7 protein-coding genes are annotated in these 15085 nt (G+C 68.4%); 1 reads left to right on the top strand and 6 read right to left on the bottom strand.

Annotation, left to right across the window (positions count from 1 at the left end):
- The 5 genes from ACE5CZ_RS13560 to ACE5CZ_RS13540 form a co-directional block, all read right to left on the bottom strand.
- On the bottom strand, window positions 1–807 hold an 807-nt coding region (locus ACE5CZ_RS13560), incomplete at its 3' end, for an iron-siderophore ABC transporter substrate-binding protein (RefSeq protein WP_374947863.1).
- 70 nt (window positions 808–877) lie between these two features.
- Entirely contained in the window at window positions 878–1678 is an 801-nt protein-coding gene (locus tag ACE5CZ_RS13555; RefSeq protein ID WP_374947862.1) for an ABC transporter ATP-binding protein, read from the bottom strand.
- The gene (locus ACE5CZ_RS13550) at window positions 1675–2742 is read right to left on the bottom strand and encodes a FecCD family ABC transporter permease (RefSeq protein ID WP_374947861.1); all 1068 of its coding nucleotides are present in this window, start codon (window positions 2740–2742) and stop codon (window positions 1675–1677) included. The genes ACE5CZ_RS13555 and ACE5CZ_RS13550 overlap by 4 nt, the downstream gene beginning before the upstream one ends.
- A complete protein-coding gene (locus ACE5CZ_RS13545; protein WP_374947860.1) occupies window positions 2739–3782 on the bottom strand; it encodes a FecCD family ABC transporter permease in 1044 nt (347 codons plus the stop codon). The genes ACE5CZ_RS13550 and ACE5CZ_RS13545 overlap by 4 nt, the downstream gene beginning before the upstream one ends.
- The gene (locus ACE5CZ_RS13540) at window positions 3779–4711 is read right to left on the bottom strand and encodes a siderophore-interacting protein (protein WP_374947859.1); all 933 of its coding nucleotides are present in this window, start codon (window positions 4709–4711) and stop codon (window positions 3779–3781) included. The genes ACE5CZ_RS13545 and ACE5CZ_RS13540 overlap by 4 nt, the downstream gene beginning before the upstream one ends.
- A gap of 203 nt (window positions 4712–4914) precedes the next feature.
- On the opposite strand from ACE5CZ_RS13540, the gene ACE5CZ_RS13535 reads away from it, so the two are divergent.
- Window positions 4915–13278, top strand: a complete 8364-nt coding sequence (locus ACE5CZ_RS13535; RefSeq protein WP_374947858.1) for an isopeptide-forming domain-containing fimbrial protein — start codon at window positions 4915–4917, stop codon at window positions 13276–13278.
- Between the two features lie 194 nt (window positions 13279–13472).
- Here ACE5CZ_RS13535 and ACE5CZ_RS13530 read toward each other — a convergent pair whose 3' ends face one another.
- Entirely contained in the window at window positions 13473–14999 is a 1527-nt protein-coding gene (locus ACE5CZ_RS13530; RefSeq protein ID WP_374947857.1) for a L,D-transpeptidase family protein, read from the bottom strand.
- Window positions 15000–15085 lie beyond the last annotated feature (86 nt).

Below are 15085 nucleotides of genomic sequence, written 5' to 3'. Positions count from 1 at the left end.
GAGCACGACGTCGGCCTGCAGCTTGTCGAGCTGCTCGTAGCTGAGTGTGTAGAAGAAGGTGGCGTCGCCACTGGCGAGCTCGTCGACGGCGGGTGCCGTCACGAAGCCGAGGTCGAACAGAAACTCGACGCGCGGGTCGGCATCTTTATAGACGTAGAACGAGCCGGCCGTGTCCCACACGGCGGCGATGCTCTTGCCTGCGAATTCGGGGTGCGCGTCGGCCTGGTCGGCGATCTGCGCGTCGATGTCGGCAAGCACGGCCGTGGCCTCGTCGCGTTTGCCGAGAGCCTCGCCCACCGTGGTCACGACGTCGCGCCACGGCGTGCTCCAGGCGATGTCGGGGTAGACGACCGTGGGGGCGATCTGCGAGAGCTTCTCGTACTGCTCTTCTGTCACGCCGGAGTAGACGGCCAGAATGACGTCGGGGTTCTCCTCGGCGATGGCCTCGTAGGCCGGCTCATCCGGCGAGTCGGGCAGCACGGTCGGTGTCTCGGCACCGGCTTCGTCGAGTGCGTCGGCCACCCAGGGCAGCACGCCGTTCTCGTTGCCCGCGTAGCTGTCGAAGGGAATGGCGACGGGAATGACGCCGAGGGCGATGGCCGCGTCAGTGCTGCCCCAGCCGAGGGTCACGACATCGGTCACACCTGCGGGAACGGTGGTCTCGCCGAACGCGTGCTCGATGGTGACGCCGTCGCCGGTGCCCTCGTCGCTCGAGGTGTCGGAGGCTGCCGTGCTGCAGCCGGCGAGCAGAAGAGCGGCGACAAGACTCGTCGCGACGGTCGACACGAGTTTCAGACTTCGGGGCACGGATGATCTCCTTGAACTGCATGGGGGCGAATTAGGTAAGGCTAAGCTTACCTACTTCCACAGTAAACCATCACGCGTTCTGATGGAAACGGCCCATCGGCACGACCAGGGGCGAGTGGCTGACCGGATCGTCGATGATCACGGCTCGGAGTCCGAACGCCGCGCCCACGATGTCTGCCGAGATGACGTCGGCTGGCGCGCCCTCGGCAACGATCTTTCCCGCAGACATCACCACGAGATGGTCGGCGTACCGCGCTGCCAGGTTCAGATCGTGCAGCACCATGACCACGGTCGTTCCACGCTGTCGATTGAGCTCGTGCAACAGGTCGAGCACCTCGATCTGGTGGGTGACATCGAGAAAGGTGGTGGGTTCGTCGAGCAGCAGGATGTCGGTCTCCTGGGCGAGCGCCATGGCGATCCACACCCGTTGACGCTGTCCGCCAGACAGCTCGTCGATGCGTCGATCGGCGAGTTCGATCGTGCCGGTCGAGCGCAGCGCCTCTGCCACCGCCGCCGAGTCCTCGGCGCTCCATTGCCGAAAGAGTCCCTGTCGCGGAAAGCGTCCCCGACCGACGAGGTCGGCCACGGTGATGCCCTCGGGCGCGATCGGCTGTTGCGGAAGCAGCCCGAGAACCGTGGCGAGCTGCTTGCTCGGATAGCGGTGCACATCTGTTCCGTCGAGCGTCACGATCCCCGACTCGGGGCGCAGGAGCCGCGCGAACGCGCGAAGCAGCGTCGACTTGCCGCATGCGTTCGGCCCCACGATCACCGTGACCCGGCCGTCGGGGATGACCGCGTCGAGTTTCTCGACGACGCGCCGCCCCTCGTACCCGAGAGCCAGAGCATCCGCTCGCAGTTCGTGGGAGGTCATGCGGTTCCTCTCGATCGATTGTCGCGGGCCAGCAGCAGCAGCAGCGCGGGCGCGCCCACGATTCCGGTGACGATGCCGACCGGCACCTGGAGGCCGGCGATCGCGTGCTGGGCGAGGATGTCGGAGCCGGTCACGATGACCGCACCGACCAGCGCGCTCACCACGAGCGCCGGGCCCATGCCGCCGAGGAGTCGCCGGGCGATGGGTGCGGAGGCGAACGCGACGAACGCGATCGGGCCTGCCGCCGCCGTCGCCACGGCGGCGAGCGCCACCCCCACGAGGGTGATGACGAGTCGCGTGCGGGTGACGCGCACCCCGAGCCCGGCGGCCGCCTCGTCGCCGAGCTGCAGCATCCGCAGCCGAGGCGACACGGCGATGAGCGCCGACACGCAGACGACGAACCCGGTCGCGGTGACGGCGAGTTCCTCCGAGGTCGCGGTGCCGACGCTGCCCACCAGCCAGACGAGCGCCGACTGCGCGTCGCGGACATCCGCCCGGGTGAGGAGATACCCGATGGCCGCCTGGGCGAGAAAGGCGAGCGCGATGCCGATCAGCACGAAGCGTGAGCCGGCCATGCCTTGCCGGGCCGCGAGCACCGTGATGAGCCCCGCGACCAGCACCGCCCCGCCGAATGCAGAGAACGACACGGCGAGGCCGCTCCATCCTGCAAGCAGAACGGCCCCGACCGCGGCGGCACTGGCGCCCTGCGAGATTCCGATGATGTCGGGGCTTGCGAGCGGATTGCCGAGCAGCGCCTGGAACACCGCGCCGGCCAGCCCGAACGCGACGCCGACCATCAGTCCGAGCAGCAGACGGGGAACGCGCAGGCTGAGGATGACGAACCGATCCCCTCCGCTGCCCCCGCCGAGCAGCGTGCTGGCGACGTCGCCCGGCGACATCACCCTGTCGCCGAGCATGAGCGCCAGGGCGGCGAAGGCGAGCGTCACCAGCAGCAGCATCCCGGCCACGACGATCAACCGGATGCGCCCGGCGCCGCGGGCCGCAGCGACAACGGCGAGGTCGCGCCGCTCGGCCGGCCGGCGGGGCGCCTGAACGCCGGTCATCGGATGACCGCCCTGTTGCGCCGCACGAGGAAAATCAGCACGGGTGCGCCGAGGAGGGCGACGACGATTCCCGCTTCGAGTTCAGACGGAGCGGCGATCAGGCGCCCGATCGTGTCGGCCAGAACGAGCAGGATGGCACCCAGAGGCATGGAGTAGACGAGGATCCAGCGGTAGTCCGGGCCGGTGAAACGCCTGCAGAGGTGTGGCACGACGAGCCCCACGAAGACCAGGGGGCCGGCGAGAGAGGTCGCCGAACCGCACAGCAGGATGATGGCGACGCCCGAGATCACCCGGGTCAGTCCCACCCGCTGCCCGAGGCCCCGGGCGAGGTCGTCGCCCAGGGCCAGGCCGTTCAGGCTCGCGCCGAGAAGCAGGGCGGTCACCGCTCCCACCACGAGAAAGGGCGCCAGCGTGGCGACGGAGCCGAGGTCGCGGCCCACCAGCGATCCGACCGACCAGAATCGATACTGGCCGAGGGTGTCGAGGTCGCGCAGCAGCACGAGCGTGATGAACGACGTCAGCACCGCCGTGGTCGCGGCCCCCGCAAGGGTGAGACTGAGCGGGGTCGGGCCCGAGCGACCGGATGCGACGACGTACACGAGCACCGCCGCGAGCGCTGCTCCGCCGAATGCGAACCAGACGTACCCCGCCGGCGTGCTGACACCGAACAGCGCGATCGCCGCGACGACGGCGAGCGACGCCCCCGAGTTCACGCCGAGCAGGCCGGGGTCGGCCAGCGGATTGCGGGTGAGGCCCTGCATCAGGGCTCCCGCGAGCCCGAGTGCGGCGCCGGCGACCAGGCCGATGACGGTTCGGGGAACGCGCAGCGAGAGCACCACCATCTGCTCGACCGCGTCATCGCCTGTGCCGAACAGCGCTCCGGCCACCGATGCGATGTCTATCGATCGCGAGCCCAGAAACAGACTCGCCCCGACAGCGACGAGAACAGCGAGAAGCAGGGCGACGAGACCGAGCAGACGGCCGGCGCTCCCTCTGGGCCGGGCCGAGCGGATGGCCGCCGTTCGGGCGGCGGTCGTCATTGCGACTCGGCCTTGCCGAGCCGCCAATAGCCCATGAAGGCCACCCGCCGACGGTCGACCCCGACCTCGGTCACGAGCAGCCGACGCAGCGTCTTGATCACCGCAGACTCCCCGGCCAGCCAGGCGTAGAAGCGCCCCGTCGACTCGTCTGGAGAATCCCAGAGCAGGTCGGTGTCCACATCGATGTCGGCCAACTCCTGCCGTGTGGGGCTTAGGGCGGGGGCGATCGCGTCACGGTGCTGGTCGACCCACCGGCGAACGGCCTCCTCGAGAGGCAGGTGGGCCCTGTCGCGCGGCAGCCAGGTCAGTCGGATGTCTGCGGCCGACGACACCTCGCGGGCGTCGGCCCGGTGCGGCACCTCGATGAACGCCTGCGCCCGGGAGCCGGCCGGCAGTGACTCGAGGATGCTGCAGATGGCGGGGGCGGCGGTCTCGTCTCCGGCGAGCAGGTACTCGACGGCGTCGCCCGGATGCCAGTCGAGGCCGACCCGGTGACCGACACTCCGATCGTCTGGGCCGACGATCACGACCTCGTCGCCCGGGGCAGCGCGCTCGAGCCATGCGGCCGCGGGCCCGGGCTGTGCGTGGTCGTCGCAATGCACCACGAAGTCCACGTCGAGCTCTCGTTCCCGGGGGCGGACGGCCCGCACCGTGTAGGTGCGGAACGGGTTCCTCTCGGCATCCGGCAACGCGCGCCAGCGCTGGTACCAGTCTCCGCGGCCCAGCGTCTCGGCGTCGTCCCAGCCCGCATCGCCATATCCGCCATTCGGATGGGGCAGAACGATTTTGATGCGCTGGTCGAGCCCGGCGGTTCCGAAATCGCCGAAGTCGGCGCCGCTAAAAGTGACCCGGCGAAAGCTTCGCCCGATGGGCACGATGCGCACGACCTCGGCGCGGTACGGACGGTAGGCCGGCCGGTCGTCGCGCACTCTCTCAGCCTGAACAATTGAGGTAAGCATAACCTAAGTATCCATGGTGCAGGTCGACAGCGCACCATTCGAGGCCGCAGCAAACAGTTGCCTCACGGCGGCATTTCGAGAGAGTATCGTGTCGGGACCCTCCGTGACCTACGGGGGAATCATGTTCACAGCAAATCAACCTGAGGGCCGATCGCTCTCGCACCGGAGTACTCGTGTCGCTCGAATTGTCCCGCGCCCGTTTTCCGGCAGCGCTCATCGCCGTCGTTCTCGCCTCGACCACGGCCCTGGGCGGCGTCTTCACGACCCCTCCGGCCGCGCAGGCCGCCGACGTCACCGCGGGCATCGCGATCGCGACCGACACCCCGACCTCGGTGCTCGCCGACGAGCCGGTCGAGATCAGCTTCACGGCCACGAATTCGACACCGACGACCGATCTCTACAACCTGTCGTTGAGCTACGTGCTGCCCGCCGGCGTGGCCTACACGGGACCGACCTCACCGGCATCCATCGGCGACCCGACGATCTACACCGTCACCGATTCGCTCGAGCCTCTCGTGACCCACCAGGTGCTGGTCTGGCGTAACGCGTCCGATCTGCCGGCGGCCGACGTCGTGTCGATCTCATTCTCGGTGCAGCCCAATCCGGCGAAGTACCCCGTCGGCTCCACGATCTCGGGTACCGCGCTCGGTTACGCCAACAGCAACCCGCGTCTCATCCCGCGGTTCAACCCGACGACCGGCGCCGCGACCACCGGGTACACGGCAAACGGATCGCGAGACATCACGCCGATCGTCGTCAGTGCAGTCGACATCGAGAAGAGCGAGCCCAGCCCCGAGGCCGAGCTCATGCGCGGCGTGCACGACTCCGTGACCACCTACACCCTGACCATCAGGAACACCGACGTTGCGGCCACAGACACGGTCACCGTCGTCGACTACCTGCCGGCCGGCCTCGAGTTTCTCGGCTGCGGCGGCGCGGGTTTCACCGACAACAGCGCGGCGGCAACCGAGGAGTACCCCGGATCGGGCCGGCTTCCCTCTTCGCCCGCGCTCACAGGCGATACGTGTCTCACACCGGTCAGCGTCGAGACCGTCGTGAACCCCGGCGCCCTCACGGGTGTCTACACCGCCGTCACGTACACACTCGCGTCGCTGCCGTCGAGCTCCACCACGGTCATCACCTACCGCGCGGCCGTGCCCCTGTTCGAGAACACCGCCACCTTCGGGGGCGGCGCGCCCAGCCCGACCTCGCTGGCCCAGGGCGCGAACCTCGACAACAACACCGGCCCCTCGACCCGCCAGAACGGCGCGGCGACGGGGTACACCAACAGCGCTACGGTGTCGGGAACGTATTCCGGAGCGACCTCAGGCGGGAGCAGCGCCGTCACAGACACAGACACGTACACGATCGAGGCGTCCGACCTCTCGATCGTGAAGTCGGCCTCGGCTCCCGGCTTCGTCGCCGGCGGGCTGGTCACCTTCGATCTGCTGATCCGCGCCAGCGAGTACGTCTCCGACGACCAGATCATCGTCGACGACACGCTCCCGGATGGGCTGTGTCTCGCACTGCCCGCCGGCTTCCCCGTGCCCGCCGGCTACCCGGCGGACTGCGCCGCCGCCACCGGCGGAACGGTGACCGGCGGAACCCTGCTCTCGGTCACGAACGGCTCCGCACCGAACACCTTCGACATCCAGTTCTCAGTTCCGGCCGTCGCCGCGAACGGCTTCACGACCGTCAGCTACGTGGGCCTGATGCGCCAGAACTATGCGGGCGGAAACCCCACCAGCGCCGGCGATGACTTCACGAACTCGGTCGCCATCGAGGGCGAGAGCACGCCGATTCCGAACAGCCCGGAGACCGGCGTCAACACCGTCACCGACGATTCGGCGGCCACTCTCGAGGCATCAGGCGCCGCGATCGAGAAGAAGATCCTACCGCGCGCCGATGTGGCCGATGCCGCCGATTGCGCCGCGCAACCCTCGAGCAGCTACCGGGTCGACGCGCCGACGAACGCGCCGCAGTTTCAGCTCGGCGACCGCATCTGCTTCGAGCTCTCGGTCACTTTCGCCACGAGCTCGAAGACCCGCAACGCGCTCGTCAGCGACTTCGTGCCGGTCGGCACCAGTTACGACGGCTATGCGCTCGGCAACGAGGCCTCGGGCAACACGATCACCGACGCGCAGATCGCCACCGTCGGCACACCCGATGCCGAGGGCGCATCCTGGGCCCTCGGCTCGCCGGCCGGCAGCGCGAATCGCTACCTCGATCAGGGCCAGAAGCTCGTGATGTACGTGACCGTCGTCGTGACCGATGCCTCGTCATCCTCCACGGTCGACATCACGGCGAACCTCATGAAGTACCGCCAGCAGAACACCGCGGGCAAGGTGCTGTCGCTGCGCGACCAGGCGTCGTTCGGCATCGCACCGCCGCCCACCGTGGCACTCACGAAGAAGCTCACCCCCGCAGGCCAGGTGCGCGAGGGCGACGTCGTGCACTACACGCTCGGCGTGAGCAACACGAGCCCGGCAAACGGCAATCCGTTCGCCCTGAGCAGGTTCACGGTGTGGGACGCGCTGCCCGCGGGCGTCATCTGCAATGCGATCAGCGCCATCGACCTCGGCGGCGTATGCACGAACCCCGGCGCAGCCGGGCATCCGGTCTTCTCGGGCAGCACGACCCGCAGCGCGATCGTGTGGACTTTGCCCAACGCTCTCCTGCCCGGCGCGAGCTACGCGCCCCAGCTCGGCTACGACGTCACGATTCCGACGCCCACGAGCGTGTCGACGGTCTTCACCAACAACGCGTCGATCGTGTCGCTCGTCTCACCCAACAGTGACACGTCGAACCCGGCCGATACCGTCTACTACCCGTCGGACTCGCTCGACATCGGCAACGACGAGCTGTGGAACACCACGCCGGCCAACGCCTCGGTGACCACGACGGTGCCCGATTCGACGATCACCAAGACGGTCACCGCCGCACGTAACCCCTCTACCGGCGAAGCTCTACCTGCGCCGATCACCCCATCGGCCGTCGCCGGCGCCTGGGTCGACTACACGGTCACCGGCTCGATCCCCGAGCGCACCACCCTCTTCAACGGCCGTATCACCGACACCCTGCCCACGGGTCTCTCTCTCGTCATGCCGCCCACCCGGCCGGTGACCGTGACGTTCGGCGGCGCCACCTACGACGCCACCACGCTGCCCACCGGCTATTCGCTCACCTACGACGCCGCCACACTCGTTCTCACGCTGCCGCCGACGATCGACAACACCGGACCCGCGAGCGACTACGTCATCGAGTTCACCGCGCTCGTCTCCCCCACCTTCACGGGCACGTCGCTCACGAACACGGCAGCCATCTCGAGCACGCCCACCCTCGCAAGCACCACCCGCATCACGCACCAGGCGAACGCCGTCGAGCCCGTGCTCAACCCGAACATCGGCATCACCAAGTCGGCCACCCCGACGACAGTGGTCTCCGGCACCGAGGTCACCTTCACGCTGACCGGCCGAAACGCGGCGAGCGCCACTGCGAGCCCCGGTTTCGACACGATCATCGTCGACTGCCTGCCCGACACGCTGCTCTTCGTCGAGGGTTCGGTCACCTCGACCAGCGGCTCCGTCGCCCTCGCCGCAGACCAGACCCAGGGCGCCGCCTGCGCCGCAGGCTACGAGAAGTACGTCTTCTCGGTCGGCACGATCGACGTCGGCGCCACGCCGAACGTGAGCTACAAGGCCACTGTGAAGGCCCCCGCGGTCGCCGGTGCCCAACTCATCAACACGGCCACGATCACCACGTCGTCGCTGCCGGACGGTCTGCGCAACCCCTCTACCGAGCGCGTGAGCTCGGCCAACACCACAGCGACGGTCACCGTTCAGGGCGCGACCACCGCGAAGACTGCCGACAAACCGCGCGCGACCATCGGCGAGAGCGTCACCTTCACGGTCACCGAGACCGTGCCCGCGAACGTCACCCTCTACAACGCGTCGGTCATCGACACGGTTCCCGACACCATGTCGTTCGGCTCCGCCACCGTCTCCTGTGCGACTGTGCAGGCAACGCCGGTCTCGTGCAACACCGACATCATCACGACACCGGATGCGCTGACGCCGGCGAACTCGAAGATCGGCTGGTACCTCGGAGACATCGCGGCGAAGACCTATCCCCGCACGGTCACGATCGTGTACACGGGCATCGTCACCGATGTGAGCGCCAACGTCTCGGCCCCCGTACAGCGTGCGCTGACCAACACAGCTCTCCTGCAGTGGAACGCCGCCCCCGGCGTGCGCCCGGAGAACGCGAACGCCACCCAGCCCAACAACACCGGCACGAGCACCGCGACGGTGCGTGTCGTCGAGCCCGCGCTCTCGATCCTGAAGACCGTGAACTCCGCCGTCTCCGCGATCCTCGAGGTCGGCGTGCCGTTCACCTATGGCGTGACCGTCACGAACAAGACGCAGACGACTCCGCAGAACACGGTCAGCTCCGCGTTCAACACGACCGTCACCGACGTGGTGCCATCCGGCGTCGTAGCGAGCCTGCCGGCCACGCTGCCGACGGGGCAGACCGTCACGAAGAGCACGGCTGCAGGCCAACCCGGGGGAACCATCACCTGGACCATCGCCGGACCCGTCGCACCCGGAGCCTCGCTGACGCTTCAGTACTCGGGCACCTTCGTCGGCTCCACCGCACTGCCTTCCGGCGGTCAGGTCAACTCCGCGAAGATCACCGGCTACACCTCGCTCGCGTCCGGCGCGGGCATGCGCATCTACCCGGCGTCGAGCGCCGTCACGGCTACGGTCACCCCGAAGTTTCCGCTGGTAACCCTCGGCAAGTCGGTCGCCTCGGGCGACACGGCCTACGTGGGCCAGCCGTTCGGCTGGAGCCTCACCGCGACCAACAGCTCGGCTGCGGCAACCGGTGTGGCGGCATCCGTCACTCTCGTCGACACGCTGCCGGTCAACTGGAGCTACACGTCGACCACGTCGATCTCGATCGGCGGGGTGCCCTACACCGGGCCGCTGACGACGCCCGTCTACGACCCCGCCACACGCACCATCACCTGGGGCCCGTTCCCGAACCTCGCGCCGGGCGCCCAGATCGCGGTGGCCTACCAGGCCACTCCGAGCAATGGCGCCGCGATCGATCCCGGCCTTGACACCGCGCACCGCAACACGCTGACCGCGGTCACGACCGATGCCACGGGCGCCACCTCGCACCTGGGCACGGGCGGCGCGCAGAGCAGCTACACAGGTGCCTTGGCCACGGCTGATGCCTTCATCCGCTCGGCCGACGTGCAGGTCACCAAAGTGAAACTCGCGAACATCCCGGCGGGCGGCTCCGCCGCGGCCTTCAGCATCACGGTGAAGAACAACGGCCCCGACACCGCGGTCGGTCCCTTCACCGTCGCGGATATCACGACGGGCCTTCCGGCGGGCGTCACGGTCACCGGCATCTCGGGCTCGGGCTGGAGCTGCTCGCTCGCGTCTCTGGCCTGCACGAGGAACGACAGTCTCACCAGCGGCGCGTCGTTCGGACCGATCACGGTGACGATGGCCGCAGCGCCGACGGTGCCCGCAAGCACGAGGGTGCCGAACACCGCCACGGTCACGGCGAAGACCTTCGATCCGAACCTCGAGAACAACACCTCTACGGCCGAGACGTCGATCACGGCCGAGGCCGACGTGTCGATCGTCAAGACGGTCACCAACGTCGACACGGTTCGCGCCGGTGAGACCATCTCGTACGACCTCGCCGTGCGCAACATCGGCCCCGCCGACTCCCTCGGCACCGTCACGGTGACCGATGAAATCGACGCCTCCGTGAGCGATATCGTCGTGACGGCGCCCGACGGTTGGACCTGTGCGGTCACCGGCCAGACGCTCGAGTGCACCACGCCCGACCTCGCATTCGGCGCACTCGTGTCGATCCCGGTGACCGGCACGATCGCATCCGATTTCGAGGGCACCCTCTCGAACACGGCCAGCGTCGACACCACGACGACCGACCCGAATCCCGACAACGACTCCTCGACCACCGAGACGACGGTCGACTCGAGCACGTCGATCACGCTGAACAAGACGCTCGCGTCAACCGAGATCACGGCCGGTGCTCCCGTCGACTACTCGTTCCAGGTGATCAACAACGGTCCGGCCGACGCCCGTTCCATCACGCTCAGCGACACCCTGCCCGCCGGGCTGACCTTCGTGGGCATCGTGGGTCAGACGGCCCCCGCGGGCCTCACGTGGACCTGTTCGGAGCCCGGCAGCTCGCAGGTCGACTGCACGCTCGTCGGAACGCTCGCCGCGGGCGACGACGTGAACAGCACGACCCTCGTGCTGCGTGCCCTCGTTCCGAGCGACGCAGACCTGTCGCAGCCGATCGAGAACACCGCCACGGCCAGCGCCGCCAATGCCGAGGACTCGACCGCCAGCACCGACTCCTCGATCGTCGGATCCGCCGACCTGGCGATCGTGAAGAGCCACACGGATAGCGAGGGCGTCGCGCTGCCGGCCGTCGCCGGCGAGTCGCTCGAGTACACGCTGGCCGTGTCGAACAACGGGCCGAGCGACTCCCCCAGCACGGTCGACGACCGCATCCACGTTCGTGACGACGTGCCCGTGGGCATGACGGCCACGGGTGTCGACGGCGGCGCCGACTGGCAGTGCGAGATCTCCGAAGACGGCGCGACGGTCGACTGCGATTACCTCGCCACCCTGGTCGCGGGAACGCAGGCCGAGCCCATCGTCGTAACCGTGGCCATCGCCCCTGACGCGGGCCGCCAGACCCTGGTCAACACGGCCGACGTGAGAGGGCCCCTCGACGACCCCGACGCCCTCAACAACGAGTCCGACGACTCGACCGAGGTCACCGCCGACGCCGGAGTCGAGATCGTCAAGACGGCCACGCCGGCGACGGCCGTAGCCGGCGAGACGGCGACGTTCACCATAGTCGTCACGGGCACCGGCCCGTCGTTCGCCTACAGCCCGACCATCACCGACACCCTGCCGACGGGCCTCACCATCAATTCGGTGAACGTCGACGGCGGCTCCGGGTGGAGCTGCGACGCCACGGCCGGCGGCGACTCCTTCAGCTGCGAGGCCCCCTCGCTGGCTCTCGGTTCAGAGAACGCCGCGACGATCACGGTCGTCGCGAACGTCGACAAGAGCATCCTCGACGGCACGATCCTCACCAACACGGGCACCATTCAGTGGACCGACAGCTCGACCGAACCGCACTCCGAGAACGACTCGGCCGCCGTGGTCGTCTCGGCCGTCGCGGCGCTGTCGCTCGAGAAGTCGGCGCGCGCCGACTCCGTGGTCGCCGGCACGACGGTCGGCTTCGACCTCGTTCTGTCGAACGACGGCCCGTCGGATGCCGTGGCGCCCGTCAAAATCGTCGACACGCTCCCCGGGGGCCTCACCTTCGTGAACACCGATACGCAGGGCGATTGGAGCTGCGCCGTCGACGCGGAGAACGCCCAGCTGGTCACCTGCGAGCTCACCGAGGAACGCGGACTCGCCGTCGGCACGCCGGCGCCGACGCTCGGCATCATCGCGCTCGTCTCGGCCGGCGCGTCGGCCGGCGAGCTCGTCAACTCGGCCCAGGGCACGTCTCCGACAGACGCCGACGGCAGCAACACGGCCACCGCGCCGATCGTCGTCGCGCAGGATGCCGACCTGTCGATCGTCAAGTCGCATGACGCGGGCCTGGTGCGAATCGGCGACGAGCTGCCGTTCACGCTGACCGTCACGAACGCGGGCCCGTCCACGGCCACGGGTGTCGTCATCACCGACCTGCTGCCCCGGGGCCTCACCTTCGTGAGCGCGACGGGCGTGGCCGACGAGGGTGATGCATCCCCAATCGTCTGCGAGGCGGCCGAGGCGAACGCCGACGGCGAAACGCCGGTGAGCTGCGCGCTCGACGCACCCCTCGCCGCCGACGAGAGCGTGTCGGTGACCGTCGTCGCCACAGTCGAGGCCGCCGCAGACCCGACCGTCGTCAACACGGCCCAGGTCACGGCCGAGACGCCCGACGGCCACGAGGAGAACAACTCCACGACCGACGAGGTCGCCGTTGCCGCGCAGGTCGACCTGTCGGTCACGAAGTCGCACACCGGAGATCTGACCCAGGGCTCGAATGCGGGTTACACGATCGTCGTGTCGAACGCCGGGCCGACCGAGGATCCGGGACCGATCACCGTGGTCGACACTCTACCCGCTGGCCTGAGCTACGTCTCGTCGACCGGCGAGGGCACGAACTGCTCGGCAGACGGGCAGGTCGTGACCTGTGAGCTCGACGGCGCCTTGGCCGTCGGCGGCTCTGCCACGATCTCGATCACGGTCGCGGTCTCTGCCGCGGCGGGATCGACGATCGTGAACACGGTCGTCGTCGGAAGCTCTGCAGAGGATCTCGACCCGCTGAACGACACCGCGAGCGACTCAGGCTTCGTGCTGGCGGCCACCCCGCTGCCGAACACGGGCCTCACGGTCGCGCTGCAGCTCAGCGCGGCAATGGCCCTGCTGCTCCTGGGCGGCTTGCTGCTGGTACGCCGGCGCAGAGCGACCGCGTAGCACCGAGACACGCACCGGCCGGCACGCTTTCGTGCCCGAAAGTCACCATTTCGTCGCACGCAGCGACGCATAGTGGAGGCATTCGGGCACGAACGCCGACGCCAGAGTGTCCGAGCTCGACTCCGCCACGCTTGCGTCGTCGAACACCTCGGGCGAGTCGTCCGTGACCGCTGCGAGACCGTTGCCACGACCCGTCAGTAGGTGACGGTGACTTCGGTTCCCATCGGAGCCCAGTCGAAGACCTGGGCGGCCTTGTCGAGCGGCATGTTGATGCAGCCGTGGCTCATGACGTTGCCGAAGTTGTTGTGCCAATAAGCACCGTGCAGAGCCTCGTCGCCGTTGTAGTACATGACGTCGGGCACACCCTCCGTGAAGTAGTTGGGCGCTTGGGTGAGGTCTCGGTTGCCCATGTTCTGAGAAGTCAACTTCGCCGTGATGCGAAAGCTCCCGGTGTGCGACGAGAATCCGTCTTTGCCCGACGAGATCAGAAAGCTGTCGATGACCTGGCCGTTCTCGAACAGGTACTCGCGCTGTTCGCTCAGGTTGACGACGATACTGCGAGACGTCTTCGTCACCTGGGCGGGGGTGACAGTGACCGGAAGGACGAACGCCGGCTCGCCCCCGGCCAACTGGGTCGCGAAGGCGGTGGCGACTGCGCTGGTGTCGCCCAGCGCCCGGCCCTCGACCCCGGCGATGATCGTGTCGAGCGTCGCACCCTCGGTATCGGTGATCTCGGCGCCGTTGACGGCCTCGCGGTTGATCGCCGCCGGCAGCGTGTCGACGACGCTCTGGATCGCTGCTTCGTCGGCCGTATAGGCGTAGGTGCCGTCATCGTTCGTCGACAGCGTGATCCAGGATGCGACGACGGCGCGATCGACCGGCACAGTGCGCTCTTCGCCCACATAGAAGCCGGCACCGTCGAGGATCGTGTTCAGCTGCGTGGCCGTGGCGGTGACCGCCTCGGTCGAGGCGGAGGCGGCGACGACCGTGGGTGTCGCTGCGACCTCGACACTGGACTCGCCCGAGACGAGGGCGTCTTGCAACGCGGTGCGAATCGAATGGAGATCGACACCGGCTCCGTCGACGGCGGGGGTGACGGCGTACGAGGCCGTCGCGGCGTCGAATGCCAGAGTGGCGTTCACCGGCTCGACGAAGAGAGAGGGAGCAGCGGAGAGCAGCGCCGCATTAGCCGCTTTCTCGTCGAGTGTGACGGTCGGCGTGACAGAAGTCTTCGCGTTCCACGCGGTCACATTCCACAGGGGGTTCTGCGTGTGCGCCTGTTCTGCGAGCGCCTGCGCGTCGACCGATGCGCCCAGGTCGTCGCCCGTGACCTCGGTTGCCGCGCCATCCGCCGACGCGTTCGCTACGCTGGCCCCGAGCTGTGCGCCGCGCACGACCGTGTCGCCGTCAGCCCCGGTGATGACGACGGTCGTGTCGGCGAGTCGCTGGCTCACGGCTTCGGATGCGGAGCCGACGGTCATTCCGCCGACATTCACGCCGGCGACCGTCGTTCCAGGTGCGATCAAGACGAGCGAGGCGACAACCGCCAGCGAGGCGATGACCGCGGTCGCGGAAATGCCGATCCACCGCCCGAGGTGACGCTTCTTCTTTGCGGGCGGGGGAACCACCCACGTGGTCGTCTGCGGCGCCGCGCTAACATCGGCGGTGGAACGCTCAACAGACACCTCGGGCACGCTCGGCCTGGGAGCCAGTTCAGTCACGTCACCACCCCCGCTTCGGACAACTCGCTGCACACATGTTACGGCACACCATCGCTGCGGCCCATAACGTTATTGCATCAGGCGTT

Source organism: Agreia sp. (assembly GCF_964263775.1).
Taxonomy (GTDB): domain Bacteria; phylum Actinomycetota; class Actinomycetes; order Actinomycetales; family Microbacteriaceae; genus Agreia.
This window is presented reverse-complemented; position numbering and strand designations above follow the sequence as displayed.